We start from the raw sequence: 19,604 nt of genomic DNA, 5'->3' as shown, positions 1-19,604 counted from the left end.
AAACGCTCGGCTGGGAAACCCCAGCCGAGCGCCTGCATAAACTCATCGCAGCCTAAACAACCGACCACGTGTTGCAACGACCCCTAGAAACCACCCCCTTGAGGCCGGGGCCCGTCAAAAGGGGCTCCGGCCGACGAACCCGCCCACCACGCCCTCGGACGTTCCCGCGGCGGACTGACCACGACGATCCACCTCGCCGCGGACGGCCGCTGCCGCCCACTGTGTTTCCACCTCACGCCCGGCCAGGCCGGCGACGCGCCCGACCCGTCGTGGTCCTGCCGGACCGGGCCTACTCGTCGAGGGCCATCCGAGATCACCTACGCCGACGGAGCATCCGGGCGGTGATTCCGCAGCCCTCGGACCAGATTGCCCATCGCAAGCGCAAGGGCCGGCTCGGAGGCCAACCACCGGCCTTCGACCGCGTGGCCTACAAGCAGCGCAACACCGTCGAGCGCTGCATCAACCGCCTAAAGAACTGGCGCGGCCTGGCCACCCGCTACGAGAAGACCGCCACCGTCTTCCAGGCCGGACGCCACATCGCAGGCATCTTCATCTGACCCGCCCGCCGATCCAAAAGAAAGTCCCTAGGACGCTCCGTGCGCGCACGGCGTCGACACCTGGTCGTTCGATGGGATGTTTGGGGCGGGCAGCGGCCACTGGGCTTTTTCGCGCGCTGGGCCAGACAGGTCGCCGTTAGGGGGCCGTGGTGTCGTCTTCGTAGAAATATCGGGACAGGTGACCCTTGTACTGTTCTCTGATCTCGGCGATATGCTTCTCGACTACCTCTACGGGGTTGCCGAGCGGCTTGATATCGAACCATTCGCCACGGGCGCGATAAGCGGAAAGCCTGCCATGCAGTGCTTTTTCAAGGGCGAGAGTTCCCTCGACAAGCCACAGGACATCAAGCTTTCCTGGACTTCCGGTCTGCAGCTCCCGAAGGCGCTGCATAGGGTTCTTTGCCACACCGATCTTAATGAGCCGAGATCCTGCGGCCGTCATCATGTAGACGTGAGTTCGACTCGCGTGGGGAACGTTTGCTCCGGTGAGCGGTTTGCGGTAGGAGATGCGGGTTCGGATCTCCTGGTCTTTCTGGGATGACTCCTGGGCCTGCCGTGGGATGAGGGAGTCGAGCATATGACTGTCGCGCTGATAGGTGGACCAGACCCACCCGTTGATAATTCCTGCCGAATAGGCGCCGTCGGTACCCGAAATTGCGCGCTGCCCGATAAGCTTTGCAAAGCCGAGCTGCGCGTCGACCTCCCTCGACCTCTTCTTGATAACATTCTCGGGGTTGAACGCCTCTATGGCGTTCCTCAGTTGGGACTTTTCCTCCTTGATCTTCTTGATCCTGCGCCGATTGGCGAAGGTACTTGGCTGCTCTTCGAGGATGGCGTGTAGATCTTCGAGGTACTCCAGTCGTTCGGCTGTCTCGGTATACCCGGGCAAGACTTCTGGGCCGTCTGCGGCGAGGAGGTACCCCTCGCGGTATCCGGCCCAGTAGGCGCCGATAACGCTGGTGTTGATCTCGACATTGAGAACGCCGATGGTGAGCCTCGGGTCGGTGAAGCTGGCCAAGTGTTCTCCTAAGACGAGAAGTTCCGAGGTGTCGGTCCACCAAGAGCAGAAGGGCGTCCAGCGCACCTGACTTCTGAGCAGCGGAGATGCGGCGACGCCACACGTCAGATGTGACATCACGTCACGTACCGCCCCCTGTCAGATGCGCATTCTAGATGACAGCTCAGACAGACAGCCCACAAAGGCCTGATCCGCGGGCGGGATGCGGCCGCCCTCGTTGACGGGCCATCGTAGCGAGCGGCAGCCGCTGGGCCGGCTGCGCGCTCCAAGCCATTCCACGCCAACCCGCTTTGCTCCCAGGCGGCGTGAGAGGCAAGCGCGCGCACACGAGAGGTGCGGCCGTCCTGTTCGGAGATGACCCGGGGCGCCGACAGCCGGTGTCGACGTCGGTCGAGGCCGAGGGCTTCGGGCCCGGGGACTTGGCGGCAGGAATCGGCCCCCCAATCGAGTGAACTGCGGCTCCCTGGACTTGTCCTGACATGCTGTGGCCGGTGACAATCGCCTTCGGGCTTCGACAGGAGTCCGTTTCTCCGGGTTTCGGCCGGCCTTGCGGGCACCGAAGAAGTCGAAGCCGCCCGGCCGCAACCTGCCGCACAACCCCCCTTTTTCTTTCGCGTGTCCGCGGTGATCTCTCGCCCCGTCCGTCGCGCACCCCCTTGGCCGGCCGGGAGACGCGACCGATCGGATGAGCACCCGTGACACCCGAACACCGCCGCGCCCTCGAAGTGAGGACCTTCCGCCGCTACACCGGCGTGCCCAGCGGCACCCGCATCCCCGACGCCCGCCCCAAGCTGCTACACGCCGCCGACCCGGACCAGGAACTCCTCGAACACCAGGTGTTCCTCCACCTGCGCGGCAACGGCGGCCTGTCCACCGCCCACCTCCTGGGCATCGCCTGGACCCTGCCGCCGCCCGACCGGACCGTGGTGCGCCTGGACCCCGTCGCACTGGACACCCGCAACCACCGCTACAGCAACACCCTCCTCGCCCTCCAGCGCCTCCTGCCCCATCAATCACCCGACGGCCCGAACCCCAGGGACTTTCCCGGCGTTCCGGGGCTGCGGTCGCCAGCGTCGACAGCAGCGGCCTGCACCTCACCCTCGCCCACCGTCCCGACGCCCGCCTCGTCCTCACCGGCCCAAGCCCCGAGGGCTGGCGCACCCGCCTGGCCCAGCACGAGGCCGACCTCGCCGAGATCGGCCGCGCCCTGGCCGCCGCGTTCGGGCTCCTCGCCACCAACCGGGCCCTGGCCTCCCTGTTCGCCTCCGGCAGCTCCGACCAGCTCCTGCGCGCCGCACTGCCGGCCGCGCTCGCCGTCGGCAGCGCCTCCGGCCTCTCCGCGCTCCTGGGAATCGCCTCTACCTGGGCCGGCGACCGCCTCGAACCCAAGACCGAACGCGCCGCCACCGTCGCCTTCCTCGCCCGCGCGGCCCGCGTCGAACTGGCCTCCCTGGAGGACCCGGACTTCAGCCGGCTGCTGGAGTCCGCCCGCTTCGGCACCGCGGCGGTACGCCGCCTGATCAGCCAGAGCATCGCCGTCCTCACCGCCCTGCTCGGCCTCGTCGCCGCCGGAGGAGTCCTCCTCACCCTGGACCCGGTCCTGATGCCCATGCTGGTGCTGATCGCGGCCCCGAAGGGCTGGGGCGCGGTGCGCTCCGCCCGCCGCCGCTACGGCTCGATGATGGCCTGGCTCCAGCACCACCGGGCCGCCGCCATCCTCGCCCAGCTGATCACCCAGCCGCACTCCGCGCCCGAGGTCCGCGTCCACGCCATCGGCCCGTTCATCCTCGGCCACTACACCGCCATGGCCGAAGCGTCCGAGCGCGAGCAGAACCGGCTCGCGCGCGCCGCCGCCAGCACCTCCATGCTCGCCTCCGCCTTGTCCGGGCTGGCCGCCGCCGCGACCTTCGCCGTCCTCGGCTGGCTCGTCCACGACGGGCCGATGGCCCTCGCAGACGGGCAGATGGCCCTCGCAGTCGCCGGCACCGCGGTCGTCGGCATCCGCACCGGAGCCGCCGACATCACCTCCCTCGTCAACACCGCGAACCGCCTCTACGAGGAGGCCCTGTTCGTCGCCGACCTGGAGCGCCTCCAACGCGAGTCCGAAAGCCGCGCCATCCCCACCGGCGGCACCGACCTCCCGCACCGCCCCGACACGATCACCCTGGACGGCGTCGGCTTCACCTACCCCGGCCGCAACACCCCAGCCCTGACCGGCATCACCCTGACCATCCCGCGCGGGCAGGTCGTCGCCCTGGTCGGCGACAACGGGTCCGGCAAGTCCACCCTCGTCAAGCTCCTCTGCGGCCTCTACCTCCCCGACACCGGCCGCATCCTCTGGGACGCCACCGACACCGCCGGAGCCGACCGCGACCAGCTGTTCTCCTCCGTCTCCGTCCTCGAACAGGACTTCCAGCGCTGGCCGTTCACCCTGCGCGCCAACGTCCTCGTCGGCCGCCCCGATCACGGCGACGACCCCGCTCTCCTCAAACGCGCCGCCGACTACGCGGACCTCCACCCGATCGTCGAGGCCCAGACCAACGGCTGGGACACCCTCGCCGCCCGCGGCTTCCAAGGCGGAGTGCAGCTGTCCGGCGGGCAGTGGCAGCGCGTCGGCATGGCCCGCACCCACCACCGCGCCACCACCCACGGCCCCGGCGGACGCCCCACCCACCTGGTGATCGCCGACGAGCCGACCTCCGCCCTCGACGCCCAGTCCGAGGTGGCCGCCTTCGCCCGCATCCGCGAACTCGCCGACCAGGGGCTGACCGTCATCCTGATCACCCACCGCCTCGCCGCCACCGCCGACGCCGACCTCATCTACGTCCTCCACCAGGGCCGCCTCGATGAACAGGGCACCCACGAAGAGCTGATGGCCGACCCTGACGGCCGATACCGCGCCTCCTACCTCCTGCAAGCCGCCCAGTACGCCTCCGCCGTACCGCACCAACGCGGCAGCGAGCTGGCGACGGACACCGCCTGACCACCGCCGGGCGGGCACCCGGCCCGGGTGCCCGCCCCCGTCCGCCACCTGAAGCACACGATGTCCGATCCCAAGCGGCTGCGGAACGCTGTACGCGATGTCGTCACCACCTACGACCAGCTCAATGACCAACGGCTCGGACGGCATTGGACCTCACCGACCACGCACTCGGCTTCGTCGGCGACCTCGCGAAGCTGGTCATGGCCCACGAGGGTCACCGCACCGACGTGACGGCCGACCGCCTCGCCCACGAACTGTCGGACTGCCCGTTCTCCCTCCTCGTAATCGCGGAGGAGACGGGCATCGACCTCGAAGCCCGGTTCCCCGCCGACATGGCCGCGATCGCCGCCCAGGTCCGCGCACGAATCGCAACCGGCGGTCCGGCGTCGACCGCCGACGCGGCAGATGACCAGCCGCCGCCGGCCGGCGCCCGGTAACCCCTCAGGACCACAGGCCCTCCGGCGCCACCGGGTACCGCCCGCACGTTCCCTTCCACGCGCCGTACCTGACCTCCAACCTCGAAATCCGGTTGCCCACCGCCGCCGGTTGCCGATTCCATGGCGAGATGGAGACGACAACTCGCTCTCTCATCAATGGATTTCACCGGAACGGCTACTGCGTCGTGCCCGACGTCCTCAGCCCCAGGCAGGTACGCCGCTGGCGCTCGCTGATCGAAGACCACCTGGCGGATCAGCCACCCGCCCCGAGCGTCACCGGCCCCTACTTCCTGTGGCCGGCCTTCGCCGAACACAGGAGCCTGCGCGACCTCTACGAGGAAAGCGGCATCAGTGACGCGGTCCGCCCGTTCCTGCGGCCCGAGCTCGCCCTCCCGGAACCCGAGGTCGCCCAGCTGGCACTTACCCTGCCCCCACACCCACATCATCCCGGCGCCCCGCACATCGACGGTCTCACTCCCCCCGATGACGACGGACGCCCAGGCACCTTCACCGTGCTCGCGGGCCTCCTGCTCACCGACCAGCTCCACCCCGACCGTGGGAACCTGTGGGTGTGGCCTGGAACGCACCTGACTACCGCCGCATGGCTGCGCCACCACGGCGCAGACGCCCTGCGCGGTGCCGCGCCCTACCCACCGGTCGAGCTTCCCGCGCCGATCCAGGTGACCGGCAAGACCGGGAGCATGGTCCTCGTCCACTACCTGCTCGCCCACAACATCGGCGGCCACTTCGGCACAGCCGACGACGAGCGCCGCGAAACCGTGTACTTCCGGCTGCGCGCCGCCGGCCACCGCGAGCGCTGGCATACGGCCGTGACGGACCCGCTCGCGGAATTCGCACCCCCGGGCCATGGTGAGGACTTCGCCACAGTAGGCAGGCGCTGATCACCACCCCGCTGTCTGCTGACCATGACAGGGGTGCTTGGCGGCCCGCGCTCCCGAGCTACCCGAGTACATCCAAGACGTGCTCGCCGGCTGTACTCCGCCCGCCTGGTCACCGACCGGCTGGCCGGCGTGGTGGTCAGTCCGCCACCCGGCAGCCGGGTCCAGCATCAGCCCAGGACACCGCACGTCCCGTCCCGGCCGCGGCCTGCCGGGAGGCCGGCGCACAGCATGACCGAGGCGGGCGGCGGGCAGATCGAACCACCGGACACCGCAAGCTGTCGGGGCACAGCCACGCCGCGCACCTAGTGTCCTGAGTCCTTGATCCGTCGGCAGTAGCTGGCGAGGGATCAAGGACTCAGGACACTAGGGCGCGTATCGGATTGTGATCAATCTGCGGGTTTCTGTCTCGCAGCGGGGCTTGGTCCGGTAGACCGTTCTTCGTGACGCGAGCGCAACTGACGGATGCGGAGTGGGAGTTCATCGAGCCGTACCTGCCGATCGGCGAGTACGGCCCGTACCCGGAGCGGCTGCGGCGGCAGTTCGAGGGCGTGATCTGGCGGTTCCGGACGGGCGCGCAGTGGCGGGAGGTGCCGCGGGAGTTCGGCGCCTGGTCGACCGTGCACAACCGCTTCCGGCAGTGGCGGGACGCGGGCGTGTTCGAGGCCCTGCTGGAGGGCGCGATCGCGGAAGCCGCCAAGCGGGGTGAGGTGGACCTGTCCCTGGTCAGCGTCGACTCGACCACCGTCCGGGCCCACCACGACGCCGCCGGGATGCACCTCGACCCCGACACGCTCGCCGACCTGGAGAAGGCCGCCGACGAGGCGGAGAAGGCCCGGCAAAAAGGGGCGGCCCGGAGGAACAAGACGGGCAGGCCCCCGCAGACGACCCAAAACGGGACAATCAGCGACGCGTCCGGCGCAGGCGAAAGCTCCGGCTGAAAGAGGCCCTGCTCGGACGCTCCAGGGGCGGGCAGACCAGCAAGGTCCACGTCGCCGGCGAGCGGAAGTGCAGGCCACTGGCTTTCGTTCTGACCGAGGGTCAGGCCGCCGACAGTCCGCAGTTCATCCCCGTGCTGCGGAAGGTTCGGGTCCGCAGGCCGGTCGGCCGTCCCCGGACCCGCCCCGACGCGGTCGCCGGGGACAAGGCCTACTCGTCCCGCGGCAACCGCGCCCACCTGCGCAAACGCCACATCAAGGCCGTCATCCCGGAGAAGCGCGACCAGGCCGCCAACCGGAAGAAGAAGGGCAGCCGGGGCGGCCGGCCCGTCAGCCACGACGCCGAGCTCTACAAGGACCGGAACACCGTCGAGCGCCTGATCAACAGGCTGAAGGCCTGGCGAGGCGTAGCCACCCGGTATGACAAGACACCTGGCAGCTACCTCGCCGGCCTCCACCTTCGCGGCGCGATGATCTGGATCAAGGACCTCACCAAAGCTGCCGCTTGATCACGACCAAATACGCGACCTAGTCGGCGAGCTTGTACAAGCCGGCGGCGAGGGCTGCCAGAAGGCCGATCCCCAAGACGGCGGGATGGTGACTCACTACCGGTTGGAGGGCGACCATGAGTGCGCAGAAGAGAATGGTGCCGCGGTACATCACGCCGGCCCAGAGTAGAACTGTCACTCCGAGGCTGACGGGTCTCGCGGCATCAGGGGTCGCAGCCCAGACCATAGCGGCGGTGGCGAGCCACACGCAGGCATTCGCGATGTACCGCCCTGCGCTTCTCGGCTTTGCCGTGAAGGCCACGGCGATCACCCAGGTGAAGAAGAAGGCGTTGGCCAACGGCGCGGCCGCGGGCGAGTGGTCGCGAATGTAGGCGTGTACGGGCTGGATCACGCTCTGCACGACGGCATCGGCGCCCTCGTTGATCTGATCGCCGTAGCTGACCACGATGATGATCACCGCCATAACGAGGCATGCCCCGGCCAGGCCGAGTGGCAGAGGAACGCGGTCAGCTGGCTGCGCGAGGCCCGGCCGTCTCGTGCTCTGCGTCGAAGCGTCTTCGTCGCCCCTCGCGGACGGGAGGTCGCCGTGACTTGCCCGCAGTACCGACGCCTTGGAGGGCTCGATTCCCTGCTGCACGACCTGAATGACGAACGGCAAGCCCGCGTTCGCTGGCACTGTCACGGCCGGGGCTCCGGCCGTTGTCGGCGAGTCGAGGCAGTGAAGCTCGTGGCCAAGATCGGGTAGGTACTGCTGGTAGTACGGGCTGTTCAGCAGTTGGCTGAGCTTGCTGTGCTTGAGGATGTGCCGCCGCTCGGCGATGTCGAGCTGGTCGATCGGGACGCTGTCGATCACACGGATCGCCGGTTCCAGATCGAGGCGCGAGAGGATCTCGAACCAGATCTTCATTCCCGCATTGGTTGGCTTACCGAGGTGGCCTGCCAGACGGTCGAGCACTGGCTGGGTGGTCTGGCCTATGTATCGGATGCTCCCAGTGCGCGGATCGGTGAGCGCGTAAATCGAACCGAACTGCGGTGTCCGGGTGGGCGTCGATTTGCGAGACGGCACGGTTCGCGGCCTTTCGACCTGGGGTAATCTCTTCGGGCTTGTACGTAATGGTGCAGGCTGCCTTCCGTTCGCAGCAGGCTACTTGGTGGGTCCGACAATCCGGGCTACGACTGGTGCCAGGGCCGCCCAATGGGCACAGGGCGAGCGCACGCAGCGGGCTGCGGGAGGCAGGCAGGCGCGATGCCGGCGACGCGCCCGGGCCCGCTGCTTGCCACCTACGCCGCGCTTCGAGAGGTGCGCGGTCGCAGGAAGTGGAGCAGGTCCGCAGTGATCACGCGGTAGTTGCCGCCCACCTCCACGACGGTGACCGGGTAGCGGCCTTCGCGGACCATGCGATAGCCCGCTGTCCTGCTCAGGGAGAGCAGCTCGTTCGCAATCGACAGGGGGATCGCGGGCGGGAGGGCCGCGAGAGCTTCCGGCGAGTACTTCCCCGGCCGGGCAGCTCGAAGTGCGTTCATGGAACCTTTCCCTCCCAGGCGTGTTCTCTGTGCGAGAAACTACTATCACACTTGCCATGGACGCAGAACTGGGCGCATGTATTCTTCTCTCGTGACAGATTCCATGGAGCAGTGGCCAGCAGCGCTGACGGCGCGGATCGCCCGGACAGTCAAAACGAGGCGGGGTCAACTGGGCATGACGACAGCCGACCTGTCGTCAGCATGCGCGACGAGGGGGGTACCGATCGCCGCGAACACCATCACCAAGATCGAGAAGGGGCAGCGGGATTCACTCAAGCTGGAAGAGGTGATCGTGTTGGCCCACGCCCTCGACCTGCCGCTCGTGGCACTGCTCATTCCGCTGGAGGGTCAGGCTGACATCGATCTCCTCCCCAATGTGACCATCCCTGCCTGGGAGGCAGCAGCCTGGATCACCGGCGAGGACTGCGTGGACGAAGCGCCGCCGCCCGGGTCGGCCCGTGCCGTGCTCGCTGTCTTCCGCGAACACGACGTCGACGTTCGCACTGCGCTGTTCTCAACCCGCGAGGCCCACAACCGCCGTGAGCGGGCCCGTCAGGCCCTTGGCTCACCGCGCTACGAGCAGCTGGCCCGCCAAGCGGAAGAGCTCGACCGCATGGCCCATGAGGACTGTGCCCGGCTGAAGACGGTCCGGGACCAGATGCGTGCCGCCGGCCTCCGGCCAGCACCGCTTCCGACGACTCTCGGGTTCGTCGATGCCACCGACGAACCCGAGTCCGAGTAACGCGGACTCATGGTGTCGGGGCCCGGTGCATTCCGCAGCGGTCTCCCCCGACTTCCTTCCCACCGTCACAACTGACGATCTCCGAGACGGCCTTCGCCTGGCAGCTTCCGTCCGTCCCGGAGACCCAGCCACCCCTTGGCCATCGACCAGAGAGGGCTCGCCCCATCATGCCGCATGCCCGGACACGGGCCGCACTCAGCGCGCTTCCCCCTTCCCCTTCGTCAACCGGGGCCTGCACGTGCTCGCACCCGGACGCTCTCGCACTCGTCCACACCGCCGACGAGGCCGCCGCCATTCTCAAGGTCAGCCCAACAACGCTGCGCCGCTGGCGCCGCGAGAACACGGGGCCGGCCTATGTCAGGGTCGGCGGCCGGATCGGCTACCGGCACCAGGACCTCACCGACTACCTGACCAGCCGCCTCGTGGTGCCGAAGGCGGCGGCCTGATGACGACGCCCGAGCGCATCGACGCCCCGGTCGGCGTCAAGATCTCCACCGACATCGAGTACCGGCCCGGCAACCCCAACCCGTATCGCGCCCGCGTCCGCTGGGTCGATCCGGTCACCAAGGCGCGCCCGTCCCGCTCGTCCATGTTCCCCACCGGGGACGAGGCGCAGGACTGGCTCGACCGCATCGCCAAGGCCGCAGGCCGCGGCGTCAGCGTCAACCTCGCCACCGCCTCGCTCGGCGAGTACGGCGACTCCGTCATGGACCTCGCGATGCGCGGCCTCGAACTCAAGACCCACGCCCCGTACTCGGCAGGCTGGCGCCTTCGAGTCAAACCCACCGTCGGCCACCTCCAGGTCGTCGGCATCACCGCCGGCATCGCCGACCGCGCCCTCAACGCCTGGATCGCCGACGGCGCCGGCATCTCCACCCTCAAGAACACCATCGCGATGTGGGTCAGGGTCATGGAGCAGGCCATCCGCGACGGCCTCATAGAGATCAACCCCGCCCGCCTGAACGGCTGGCAGAAGCTGATCAAGACCGCCGAGGACGAGGAACAGGACCCCCGCGGCCTTGCCCTGCGCGACTGGGACACGCTCGACCGCCTCGCCGCCGCCCTGGTCGCCGCCTCCTCCAACCAATACGACGGCTGGGGCGACATCGTCCGCTTCGCCGGCGGCACCGGCGCCCGCATCGGTGAGATCTCCGGCGTCCGCGCCGGCGACATCGACACCGACAAATGGATCTGGCGGGTCTGCCGGCAGACCACCACCGCCCCCGGGGGACTGATCGACAAGGGCACCAAGGGCAAACGCTCCCGCCTCGTCCCGATCATCCCAGAGCTGCGACCCAACATCGCCTGGCGGATCTCCCGGGTCGGCAACCGCCCCGACGCCCGGCTGTTCACCGGCCCCCGCGGCGGCCGGGTCACCACCGCGGTGCTGCGCGACGCCACCCACTGGGACGACGTCGTCGTCAAGCTCGGCTACGAGTACCTGCGCCGCCACGACCTTCGCCACACCGCACTGACCTGGTTCGCCGACGCCGGCGTCCCGCCCCACGTCCTCATGCGAATCGCCGGACACGGCCAGCTGACCACCACCCAGCGATACCTCCACCCCGACCTGCGCGCCATCAAACGCGCCGGTGCCCAGCTCACCACCTACATCAACGCCTCGCGCGGCCTTCCCGGCCCGAAGGTCGAGGTCGAGCAGATCCGCCAACTCGCCATCGCGCCCTGAGAGCGACGTCAGCACCTGGGCCGGGTTTCCCTCTCCACGGGGAAGCCCGGCCCAGGTGCTATCAGCCAGAAGCCCGCGAAGCCATCCCAGACCAGCGGCACGGATCACGCTCAGGAGGAATTCGCACCAAGTGTTGAACGCGACGAACAGGCTCGATTGCGAGAGACCGTCGACGCCGCCTTCAGTTGGCCGGAGCGGCTCACCCTGCCTCGCCGGTCGAACCAGCCGACGCCGCACGGAGGAAAACCAGCGAGGCCAGCAGCACCATCGCCGTCTGATGGCGCGGGGGAAACGACTCCCACAGATCGTGCGCGACGATGTTCCGGATGTTCGGCCCCACGGCCGGCTCGGCGAGCAGCAGCAGGAAGCTCCTGGCCCATGCACTTCCGGCCAGGTCCGGCATATCGGCCAGGGAGCGCAGGAGTCCCCCCAGTTGGCCGACACCGCCGGCCGATTCGCCCTTGGCCAGGTTGATCACCGGAATGTGCTGCTTGAGGTAGCGGCGCAGGACGCCCTCCACCAGGGGGACTGCGACGAACAGGGCGGTCTCGTCGTGCTCCCAGTACAGGCGGAAGGCGCGGGCCAGCAGTCTGGCACGCTCGACGGGCAGAACGACCGGGTCGGTGAGCGTCGTCGTCATCTCCCGGATGCTGGGCTCGAAGCGCTCCCAGAGCGCATCCAGTTGGTAGCTGATCAGGACGCCGGTCAGTTCGAGGCGAATGACGCGCTGGTCCTGCCCGGGGTCCTCCTGGTGTCCCGTGTTGTGGACAAGTACCGGGCCGGCCGTGTTGATCCGGTTCGTGTCGAGGCGGAGGAATGACGGCTGCAGCCCCTGTTCATCGGCCTCGGCCATCGATTCGGTCTGCGGAGGTGCCGGGTGACCAGAGATGCGCTGCAGCGCGTCCTCCAGGTCCTGGGCCTCGCCGATGTACGTCTGGGCGGCGTCGAAGAGTTCCTCCGGCAGGCCGGCATCGAAGCGTACCTTTTGGAGCTCCAGGTCCTCGCGGGTCAGTGCCTGCTGCTGCATGCGGACGTCCGTGTGCAGGTCGGTGAGGCCCTTGTCTCGGGCGTGCACGGCGGCCTCGGTGAGCATCATCAGCCTCGCGACGCCAGTGAGTTGGTCGGCCGCGTCGGTGTAGGTGGCGGTGATGGCTCGGTGGATCTGCTCGACACCGCCGGGGTCGCCCTTGGTGGTCGTCGCAAGATCGCGGAGGAAGGAGGCCCGGACGTGCGGATCGCGCCGGTAGTGCTCGGCCGCCCGTTGTGCGACAGGCAAGGCATGGGCGTGCCACTTGGGCCGCTTCACGAGCGAATCGAGCAGAGCTCCCACGACTCCGGGGCCCTCGTCGTCCCTGTCCATCTCCGCGTTGGTCCGGGCGACCATCGTCGAGGCGATGTCCGCGGCGGCAGGCAAATTCACCGAGAGCGCGAGTTCGAACGCGCGCACCAGTGAGTCCGCCGCACGCAGCCTGCCGCTCGACACCTGGGGGGCCGCCTCGAACCAGTCCGTCGACTCGACGTAGGAATCCACTGCCGCGCGAAGGTGTTCGATCTTGGGGCGGCCCGAGCTGACGGCGTGCAGGAGGTCGTGAAGGCGGGCGCGGGCACCAGGGTGGCCGGCCGCTGCGGCGTACGCGGCCCAGATCTCGATCGTCCGCCCGCTGATTCCGGACAGCTCACGGGGCCACGGCTGCGGGCCGGCGCCTACATACCAGCCAGCGAAGGTGTCGTCGGGGCGCAAGGAGAAGAGGAACCCGGCCCGGAGCGCCTCGATGTGCTCCTCGTCCAGTTCGCCGGTGGCGTCCTTCGGCGCGGCACCCAGCCTGTCGGAGATGTCGGGGTAGGACACGAAGCCCTGGGATGCCGCGTTGAGGGCGGCCAGTGTCGCACTGTCGATCACGGTCATGACTCCCTCTCCGAGAGGCTCTCCGAACGCCGTCCGGCCCCGGGCGGAAGCGCGGGCGTCCGCGTCGCGGTCCAGCTGATGTCTGGCACAGCGTAGTGGTCGAAATCGGGCGACTTCTTTTTATTTTCCTGGATGGCCCAATATTTGACATGCTGTCAGACGAGTGCGCCCTCCTTCTCCCGGGGAGGTCCACAGGGCGCTACGGCAGCTCGCCCGCCTCGGACCGTGGGACCGCGGCCGGGCGTGAGGAGTGCACAGTCGAGGGAGAGACGATGGCTCAGCCGACGGCGGTGGTTGTGGCGGTGTCCGAGATGGCGGTGATCCGGGTCTTGGAACTGGTGGGCAACCGCCTGATGGGCCGGCACAGCCGGAGCGACCGGGGCACCCTGCAGCGCATGCCCCCTTGGGACCGGCACTCGTTCTTCCGCGTGACCGGGGAGGAGGCGGACAGGTTGCTCACCGGCGTCTGGGAGGTTCCAGCTCAGCGCGGGGTGCCGGAGGAGCTGTTGCGGGTGCTGGACAGCTACGTCCGGCTGCTTCTGGCGTCCGGCCACTCCTTGCACCGCCCCGACCTGGTGCAGACGCTGTCGAGGATGCCCAAGCAGGTCGTCCTGCCCTGGGAAGCCGTCGAGGCGTCCACGGATCCCGTCTCACCATGACCGGCACTGGATCGCACGCCCGTCACGGATCAATTTGGTCCCCACCGTCTGCTAAGACATGACGGCCCCGAACCGCACCAGTTGCCCTACGATCAGCGGGCATGGACCCAGCCACTCTCTCCGGCGTTCCGGCCCGGCGCACACCTACCAGCCCTCACCCCTTGCGGCGCGCGCTGTTCGACACCTCGGCACTGACGTCGGACGTGATCGCCGCCATCAAGCGGGGCCAGCCCTCGTCCCTCGAAGCGGCTGCCGCGAGGGGCAGCGTCCGCGCCTACATCCCTGAGCACGTCCTCGCGGAAGTTCCCCGGGTCCTGGGCGACCGGCACGCCGAGGGCGGGAGGTTCGACCTTGAGCTGGCCCTGTGGATCTGGCGCGAACGCTACCTGCCACACCTGTACGTAGTCGCGGCCGACGGCCTGCCGATGACCCCAGAAGCCGCAGTCCTCGAACGCGAGGACCCATCCGACACGGGCATGCTCCTGCTCGCCGGCGTCATAGCCCCCGTCGTGATCATCGCCGAGGACAAGGACCTGCTGCGCAGCAACCTCGCGCACGAGGACTGGCGCAAGCTCCGCGCGGCACTGGGCAAGGTCGGCATCGTCGAGGGCAAGACGCGCGACTACACCGAGACGGCCGCCGTGCTCCTGACCTTGACCGGGCACGGCGTCGTCGGCATCGCCCGGATCGCCGCGAAGGCCCCGGTGCTCGCGGCCGGCACGGTTGCGGCCGGCGCAATCGCCACCACGCTCTACCTCCGGTGGCATCCAAAGAAGCCTCAGGAAGCAGACCGACCGGGATTCTGGCGGCTGCTGTGGAACGACCTCGAGCCCAAGCTGACCGAGGCCCTCGACAGGCACGACCAGGGCGAGCGGCTATGGCGAGAGGCGGAACGCGGCACCCCGGGCGAAAGCCTGCTCCACCACGTCGCCCGCCTGCTCGCCGAAGCGCCCGAGCCGGTGAACCGCACCTGGATCGTGGAAAAGATCGGCACAGGTGACAGCGGACACAAGGCGCGGATGGCCGCAGTCCTCGACATCCTGACCCGGTACCCGGCCTTCTGCGAAGTCGAACGCGGCCGGTGGCAGCTGGGGCGGCGCGTCACCGATCCCGCCGGCTGAGAACCGGATCCGCCGTCCGGCCCTCCACCGACGCCGTTCACCGAACGCTGCCCGACGCGGACCAGGCAGAGCCCTGTGCACCGCCCTCTGCTCCGTGACAGTACTGGGCTGGCCGCCGGTCAGCGGCGTTCGACGCTGAAACCACTGTCGTGGAGCGCGGCAGTCCACACCGTCCGGTCAAACCACCTGGTGATGTCCGGCTTGAACGAAGTAATGGTTGCCATCCGAGCGTCCCAGTCGTGGCCAGCCTCACCGCGAGCGCCCTCACACCCCGCGCAGCCGTCCTCACCGTGGATGTGGCCAGCCATCCAGGCGTTCACCGCGACGTTGACGATCACGCTGTAGAGGTCACCGCCCGACTCGACGAGCGCGTCGGGCACGCCCGCGAGGATCAGGGCCAGCTCCGGGTTGTCGACCGGGGGCATCGGCGCCTGTCCTGCCTCGTCGCTCTCTGCGCTTTCCTGCACTTCCTGGAGCCGCTTGGCAATGGCATCGGCGAGTACGTCGGCGTTGAAGTACCTCCAGGCGGAACGCACCTGGACACGCAACTGCTGGGCGACACCAGTCACCCTCTCCTCGATGATGTCCTCCACCATGCCGGGCCGGACGGTGACCCCCCGACGGGCCAGCGCCGCCAGGGTCTCGGCGGCTGCTTCCTTGAATGCCTTCGTGTTCCTCACCCGCGACAGCGTAGAGGTGATTCTGCAGGCGGCGCCGTCCCCGGAACACGCGGCCTGATCCGGGAACAGGTACCCGCCGCTCACTGCCCTTGGCCGCGCGAAGTCTCCGGAGATCGGACCACAGTCCTGCTTTCGACAGGCTGAGCCACCCGACACGTGGTCGAGGAGAAGGCCCCTTGGCCAAGGGTCAAGTGCGTCACCGACTGGCCGATCCGGCATGACAGGAAGACGCTGCGCTCAGGGCGGTCAGGCGGGATTCATCACCCAGGGCGACCAGCCAGGCGGCCCCACTGAGCCATCGAGTCATTCCGCAGCCAGCCAGGCGGGGAGGGATGTGTCGATTCTGACGCCAGCCCGCTACCTGAAAGGTGGTCACCTCTGGCCAACTTTCGCCACACAAGCGAGATTTCTGCCAGAAACCTGGCCGAAAATCGATTGTTACGATCCGGCCTCGATCACTGAGAGTGATTGCCAATTCGGGCAAATCAGGCCCCGCCAGGGAGCGTTGAGCCCGACCCCCTGAGCCCTGGTCCCAAAGTGGTCCCAAACAGTATGCGAACCAATTTCCCTGGCCCCTGACGGCCCATCATGCAAAAGGCCGCCGACCTGGGATTTCTCCCGGCCGAGGGCCTTTCCGACTCACGTCGGGACGACAGGATTTGAACCTGCGACCCCTTGACCCCCAGAACCTCAGCGACGGCGATGAACGACGCGCGGTCCCCGGTAAGTCCCCAAATCTCCAGCTCCGATCTCATCGAGAGAAGAGAGACCAGCTCAAGTGACCGACTCGAACGTTCCTGTTGCATCGAGCCTCCCTGTCGTCTGGCGCAAGGCAGCGAAGAGCAACCCCAACGATGACTGCGTCGAGTGTGGAACTCTTGACGGCACGGTGGCTGTCCGAGACAGCAAGGACCCGGACGGTCCTGCGCACATTCACGCCGCAGCGGCGTTCGAAGCCTTCGTGACCGCTGCTGCCCACAACACACTCGCCCCGGTCGCCTGACCCACCCATCCCGGCTGCACGGCCCGGCACGCCCACCTCGTGTCGGGCCGTCGGCGTTCCAGCGGGCATCTGTCCACGGGGCGCTGTCGGCATTACGGTGACCAAGCCGAGAAGCCCGTTCGATGCACAGGCGAGGAGCCAGCGATGTCCTACCACCAGACCGCCTCTGCCCTCCCCGTGATGTGGACGAAGGCATCCGCCAGCAACCCGAACGACAACCGCGTGGAGCTGGCCGACCACGACGGGACCGTGGTCGTGAGGGACAGCAAGAACCCCGACGGCCCCGCGCACGGCCACCGCCCGGGTGCCGTCGGTGCCTTCCCCGCCGCCATCACCGCCGGCCAGCTCGTGCCGGTCGCCTGATCCAAACGCCTCCGCGCGGCCCGATATCCCTGGCGGGTGCCGGGCCGTCGGCATGTCGGCGCCGTCTACCGGGCTTGGGGCAGTGGCGCTACGGTGGCCCGGCCGCAGGACAGCGGCCGAGCTGTCCGGCACGAAGACGAGGAGCAAGCGATGGCCTACCTCGCGAATGCCTCCGCCATGCCCGTGACGTGGACGAAGGCATCCGCCAGTGGCGGCAACGGAGACTGCGTGGAGTTGGCGCGCCACGGCGGTACCGTGGCTGTGAGAGACAGCAAGAACCCCGACGGTCCCGCGCACGTCCACCGTCCGGGTGCTGTCGGTGCGTTCCTCGCCGCTGTCGCCGCCGGCCAGCTCGTGCCGGTGGTCTGACCGGGCAGGTCCGCCTCGGCCGGTTGCCGCGGCTCCGGTACGTCCGCCCGCGTGCATTCCGGTGGTGCTCCCCCGCGACCTGACCGGACCCAGCTGTCTGGTCAGGTCAGGTTGTTGAACGCCCCGGCAGCAGCCCCGTCTTGGAAGGCCGCCCACTCGTCCTGGTCGAAGACCAGGGGCGGGGCGGCCGGGTCGGCGCCGTGGCGCATCACGATGTACTCGTCGACGAACGCGATCTGCGGGCCTTCGGGTGCGTCCGGGGCTGCCAGCCACTGCGCCCCGGTGAGGTCGAGGTCGCGCGGCTTCGGCAACCGGGGGCGGGTCGGTTCGTCGGGCACTGCTGGCCTCCGCAAGGGTGGTCACGGGCGGGCCCGCGGCAGTGCGGGCCTCCGTCAGTATCCCGCGCGGAATCGAGGTGGGGCATGCCTGCTGCTTGGGGTGGTCGGCTGGATCGCGGGTGTGCGTCACGTAGAACTCGCAGCCGGCCCGGCAGTTGTCCAGGCCGGTCAGGAACTCGGCGACGTAGCGCAGCCGGTGGGCGTCGGCGAGGATCGCGGCGAGCGGCCGCTCCAGGACGTTGCCGGCCCGGAAGTCGTCGTAGTCGGGGGCGATGGTGTCGGTGAGTTCGGGGCTGAGCAGGACGACGTCGCCGCCGGCGGCGATGGTGGGGATCGGGTCGTGCCGAGCGTTCTCCCACTGCTGGCGGGTGCCGTCGCGGGTCATCCGCAGGTAGGCGCCGAGCTGGTCGAGTTCGCGGACGGGCGGCGCGTCGGGGTGGGCGTGGCTCCAGGCGAGCACCCGCGCCCAGAAGCCGACGGTATCGGCCAGGTCGGGGGTCGCCCGGTCGGTGTTGGCGCCTTCGCGCTCCTCGATGTTGAGGCCGATGGAGTGGCAGCCCAGGTCGGCGAGGTAGTCGAGCAGCGCCTCCGGGGCGTGGAGGCTCTCCCGGCTGACGACCGAGATCACCGAGAACGGCAGACGGTGCTGGCGCAGGCGGTCGATGCCGCGCAGGATCCGGTCGAAGGCGGGCCGTCCGGCGCGGTCGGCGCGGCGCGCGTTGAGGGCGCGCGGGCCGTCGATGCTGACCCCGACGCGGACGCCGTGGGCGGCGAGCAGATCGCACCAGGCGTCGTTGACGAGCGTGGCGTTGGTCTGGACGGCGTGCTGAACGCGCCCTTCGGTGCGCAGAGCCTGGAACGGCGCGAGGAGTTCGGCGAATCGGGCCCGGCCGAGCGCGAGCGGTTCGCCCGCGTGCCAGATGATCCGCACCGGCGGCCCTCCGGCGTCGGCCAGGTCGGCGACCGAGCGGGCGACGGCCTCGGCGACCTCGACGGGCATCGCGGTCTTCCGCGCGCGGTTGGGCAGGTAGCAGTAGGAGCAGTCAAGGTTGCAGTGAGTTGTGGGTTGGAGGACGACCTGCCGGGGCCGGTCGTTGATCCAGCTAAGGTAGCGGGCCCTGGGGTCGCGCGTCGGCGGGTGGATTGCCGGCATTGTCGGCGCTGGTCGCATCTGGTGCCTCTCCGTGAAGTGGCGTCAGGTAGACGCTAGGAGGGGCGTGCGGCGGGGATCCACGATCTTGCGAGTTCTTGCGGGTTACCTTCGGCGCGCGATGGCGGAGGCGATCAGGGCGCGGGCCTCCGGCCCGAACCGGGCCATCCGGGACAGCTCGGTGAACGTGCGGGAGTACATCTCCATCTCGTGGGGCTGTGTCAACCGCAGGTGGCCACTGACGAGTTCGACGGAGGTCTGGGCGTCGTCGAACATGTAGAAGTCCTCGGCCGGAGACCGGCTCCGGTCCATCGTCAGGGGGATGACGCCGAGGCTCACCTGCGGGAGGGTGCTGACCGTGATGAGGTGGCCGAGCTGGCCGTCCATCGTGTCCGCGTCGCAGACCGCGCCGCGCAGCACCGTCTCCTCGATCAGGAGTGCGAAGGTGGCCTGGCTGGCGAACAGCATGGCCTGGCGGGCCATCCGGGATTCCACCGCGGCGGCCACGTCGTCCACGGTCGCCCGGGACCGCTGAACAGCGCGCAGCACGGCCTCGGTGTAGGCGCGGGTCTGGACCATGCCGGGAATCGTCCGGGAGGCATAGACCCGGAACCGTCGGGTCCTGCGGTAGAGCTCGAGTACCGAGTCCTGGGCCTGGCGCAGCCCGCCCGTTTCCAGGCGGCGCCACTCGACGTACATCGACTCCACGGCGCGGGAGGCG

General features: G+C 68.9%; 18 protein-coding genes and 3 pseudogenes. 13 read left to right on the top strand and 8 right to left on the bottom strand.

Annotated elements, in window-relative coordinates:
- Window positions 1–153: 153 nt before the first annotated feature.
- Window positions 154–557 (top strand): annotated as a pseudogene (locus tag ACIHEI_RS31030) (transposase); the annotation flags it as partial.
- A gap of 136 nt (window positions 558–693) precedes the next feature.
- On the opposite strand, the gene ACIHEI_RS31025 reads toward ACIHEI_RS31030, so the two are convergent.
- The gene (locus ACIHEI_RS31025) at window positions 694–1,575 is read right to left on the bottom strand and encodes a GIY-YIG nuclease family protein (protein ID WP_396609044.1); all 882 of its coding nucleotides are present in this window, start codon (window positions 1,573–1,575) and stop codon (window positions 694–696) included.
- 685 nt (window positions 1,576–2,260) lie between these two features.
- Between ACIHEI_RS31025 and ACIHEI_RS31020 the strand changes: the two genes are divergently transcribed.
- The 4 genes and pseudogenes from ACIHEI_RS31020 to ACIHEI_RS31005 all read left to right on the top strand — a co-directional run bounded on the left by ACIHEI_RS31020 (window position 2,261) and on the right by ACIHEI_RS31005 (window position 7,341).
- Window positions 2,261–4,558: an ATP-binding cassette domain-containing protein gene (locus tag ACIHEI_RS31020; protein WP_396609043.1), complete on the top strand. Its 2,298-nt coding sequence runs from the start codon at window positions 2,261–2,263 to the stop codon at window positions 4,556–4,558.
- 146 nt (window positions 4,559–4,704) lie between these two features.
- Window positions 4,705–4,995: a hypothetical protein gene (locus ACIHEI_RS31015; RefSeq protein WP_396609042.1), complete on the top strand. Its 291-nt coding sequence runs from the start codon at window positions 4,705–4,707 to the stop codon at window positions 4,993–4,995.
- A 92-nt stretch (window positions 4,996–5,087) separates the two neighbouring features.
- Complete coding sequence (locus ACIHEI_RS31010) at window positions 5,088–5,897, top strand: phytanoyl-CoA dioxygenase family protein (RefSeq protein WP_396609041.1); 810 nt, start codon at window positions 5,088–5,090, stop codon at window positions 5,895–5,897.
- 440 nt (window positions 5,898–6,337) lie between these two features.
- Window positions 6,338–7,341 (top strand): annotated as a pseudogene (locus ACIHEI_RS31005) (IS5 family transposase).
- 19 nt (window positions 7,342–7,360) lie between these two features.
- Here ACIHEI_RS31005 and ACIHEI_RS31000 read toward each other — a convergent pair.
- Window positions 7,361–8,248: a hypothetical protein gene (locus ACIHEI_RS31000; RefSeq protein ID WP_396609040.1), complete on the bottom strand. Its 888-nt coding sequence runs from the start codon at window positions 8,246–8,248 to the stop codon at window positions 7,361–7,363.
- Between the two features lie 374 nt (window positions 8,249–8,622).
- Window positions 8,623–8,865, bottom strand: a complete 243-nt coding sequence (locus ACIHEI_RS30995; RefSeq protein WP_396609039.1) for a hypothetical protein — start codon at window positions 8,863–8,865, stop codon at window positions 8,623–8,625.
- A 91-nt stretch (window positions 8,866–8,956) separates the two neighbouring features.
- Between ACIHEI_RS30995 and ACIHEI_RS30990 the strand changes: the two genes are divergently transcribed.
- The 3 genes from ACIHEI_RS30990 to ACIHEI_RS30980 all read left to right on the top strand — a co-directional run bounded on the left by ACIHEI_RS30990 (window position 8,957) and on the right by ACIHEI_RS30980 (window position 11,294).
- Window positions 8,957–9,607: a helix-turn-helix domain-containing protein gene (locus tag ACIHEI_RS30990; RefSeq protein ID WP_396609038.1), complete on the top strand. Its 651-nt coding sequence runs from the start codon at window positions 8,957–8,959 to the stop codon at window positions 9,605–9,607.
- Between the two features lie 167 nt (window positions 9,608–9,774).
- Entirely contained in the window at window positions 9,775–10,053 is a 279-nt protein-coding gene (locus tag ACIHEI_RS30985) for a helix-turn-helix domain-containing protein (RefSeq protein WP_396609037.1), read from the top strand.
- Window positions 10,053–11,294 carry a tyrosine-type recombinase/integrase gene (locus ACIHEI_RS30980; RefSeq protein ID WP_396609036.1) on the top strand — a complete coding sequence of 414 codons (1,242 nt, stop codon included), beginning with the start codon at window positions 10,053–10,055 and terminating at the stop codon, window positions 11,292–11,294. Before ACIHEI_RS30985 ends, ACIHEI_RS30980 begins: the two co-directional genes overlap by 1 nt.
- 199 nt (window positions 11,295–11,493) lie before the next feature.
- Here the strand turns inward: ACIHEI_RS30980 and ACIHEI_RS30975 are convergent, their stop codons facing one another.
- Complete coding sequence (locus ACIHEI_RS30975) at window positions 11,494–13,200, bottom strand: hypothetical protein (protein WP_396609035.1); 1,707 nt, start codon at window positions 13,198–13,200, stop codon at window positions 11,494–11,496.
- A gap of 272 nt (window positions 13,201–13,472) precedes the next feature.
- Here ACIHEI_RS30975 and ACIHEI_RS30970 point away from each other — a divergent pair, with 272 nt between their 5' ends.
- Window positions 13,473–13,859: a hypothetical protein gene (locus ACIHEI_RS30970; RefSeq protein WP_396609034.1), complete on the top strand. Its 387-nt coding sequence runs from the start codon at window positions 13,473–13,475 to the stop codon at window positions 13,857–13,859.
- 161 nt (window positions 13,860–14,020) lie between these two features.
- Entirely contained in the window at window positions 14,021–14,980 is a 960-nt protein-coding gene (locus tag ACIHEI_RS30965; RefSeq protein ID WP_396609033.1) for a hypothetical protein, read from the top strand.
- A 119-nt stretch (window positions 14,981–15,099) separates the two neighbouring features.
- On the opposite strand, the gene ACIHEI_RS30960 is transcribed toward ACIHEI_RS30965, so the two are convergent.
- Window positions 15,100–15,660: a hypothetical protein gene (locus ACIHEI_RS30960; protein ID WP_396609032.1), complete on the bottom strand. Its 561-nt coding sequence runs from the start codon at window positions 15,658–15,660 to the stop codon at window positions 15,100–15,102.
- Window positions 15,661–16,438: 778 nt separating this feature from the next.
- Here ACIHEI_RS30960 and ACIHEI_RS30955 point away from each other — a divergent pair.
- From ACIHEI_RS30955 to ACIHEI_RS30945, 3 genes are all read left to right on the top strand, one after another.
- Window positions 16,439–16,663 (top strand): DUF397 domain-containing protein, encoded by a 225-nt coding sequence (locus ACIHEI_RS30955; protein WP_396609031.1) that lies wholly within the window; start codon window positions 16,439–16,441, stop codon window positions 16,661–16,663.
- 144 nt (window positions 16,664–16,807) lie between these two features.
- Window positions 16,808–17,026, top strand: a complete 219-nt coding sequence (locus ACIHEI_RS30950) for a DUF397 domain-containing protein (protein WP_396609030.1) — start codon at window positions 16,808–16,810, stop codon at window positions 17,024–17,026.
- A 150-nt stretch (window positions 17,027–17,176) separates the two neighbouring features.
- Window positions 17,177–17,395: a DUF397 domain-containing protein gene (locus ACIHEI_RS30945; protein WP_396609029.1), complete on the top strand. Its 219-nt coding sequence runs from the start codon at window positions 17,177–17,179 to the stop codon at window positions 17,393–17,395.
- A gap of 101 nt (window positions 17,396–17,496) precedes the next feature.
- Here ACIHEI_RS30945 and ACIHEI_RS30940 read toward each other — a convergent pair whose 3' ends face one another.
- From ACIHEI_RS30940 to ACIHEI_RS30930, 3 genes and pseudogenes are all read right to left on the bottom strand, one after another.
- Window positions 17,497–17,733: a DUF397 domain-containing protein gene (locus tag ACIHEI_RS30940; RefSeq protein ID WP_396609028.1), complete on the bottom strand. Its 237-nt coding sequence runs from the start codon at window positions 17,731–17,733 to the stop codon at window positions 17,497–17,499.
- Between the two features lie 187 nt (window positions 17,734–17,920).
- Window positions 17,921–18,886: pseudogene (locus tag ACIHEI_RS30935) on the bottom strand (radical SAM protein); the annotation flags it as partial.
- 102 nt (window positions 18,887–18,988) lie between these two features.
- The gene (locus ACIHEI_RS30930; RefSeq protein WP_396609027.1) at window positions 18,989–19,582 is read right to left on the bottom strand and encodes a DUF5753 domain-containing protein; all 594 of its coding nucleotides are present in this window, start codon (window positions 19,580–19,582) and stop codon (window positions 18,989–18,991) included.
- Between the last annotated feature and the right edge of the window lie 22 nt (window positions 19,583–19,604).

Source organism: Kitasatospora sp. NPDC051984, assembly GCF_044593455.1.
In the GTDB taxonomy this organism is placed as follows: Bacteria; Actinomycetota; Actinomycetes; order Streptomycetales; family Streptomycetaceae; genus Kitasatospora.
The sequence above is the reverse complement of the archived record's forward strand: the minus strand, read 5'-3'. Positions and strand labels throughout refer to the sequence as shown.

What these genes read in the sequence shown, in the direction of transcription:
- ACIHEI_RS31020 (WP_396609043.1), top strand. Translation starts at nt 2,261, where the DNA reads ATGAGCACCCGTGACACCCGAACACCGCCGCGCCCTCGAAGTGAGGAC.
- ACIHEI_RS31000 (WP_396609040.1), bottom strand. Translation starts at nt 8,248, where the DNA reads ATGAAGATCTGGTTCGAGATCCTCTCGCGCCTCGATCTGGAACCGGCG.
- ACIHEI_RS30995 (WP_396609039.1), bottom strand. Translation starts at nt 8,865, where the DNA reads ATGAACGCACTTCGAGCTGCCCGGCCGGGGAAGTACTCGCCGGAAGCT.
- ACIHEI_RS30985 (WP_396609037.1), top strand. Translation starts at nt 9,775, where the DNA reads ATGCCGCATGCCCGGACACGGGCCGCACTCAGCGCGCTTCCCCCTTCC.
- ACIHEI_RS30980 (WP_396609036.1), top strand. Translation starts at nt 10,053, where the DNA reads ATGACGACGCCCGAGCGCATCGACGCCCCGGTCGGCGTCAAGATCTCC.
- ACIHEI_RS30975 (WP_396609035.1), bottom strand. Translation starts at nt 13,200, where the DNA reads ATGACCGTGATCGACAGTGCGACACTGGCCGCCCTCAACGCGGCATCC.
- ACIHEI_RS30970 (WP_396609034.1), top strand. Translation starts at nt 13,473, where the DNA reads ATGGCTCAGCCGACGGCGGTGGTTGTGGCGGTGTCCGAGATGGCGGTG.
- ACIHEI_RS30950 (WP_396609030.1), top strand. Translation starts at nt 16,808, where the DNA reads ATGTCCTACCACCAGACCGCCTCTGCCCTCCCCGTGATGTGGACGAAG.
- ACIHEI_RS30945 (WP_396609029.1), top strand. Translation starts at nt 17,177, where the DNA reads ATGGCCTACCTCGCGAATGCCTCCGCCATGCCCGTGACGTGGACGAAG.
- ACIHEI_RS30930 (WP_396609027.1), bottom strand. Translation starts at nt 19,582, where the DNA reads ATGTACGTCGAGTGGCGCCGCCTGGAAACGGGCGGGCTGCGCCAGGCC.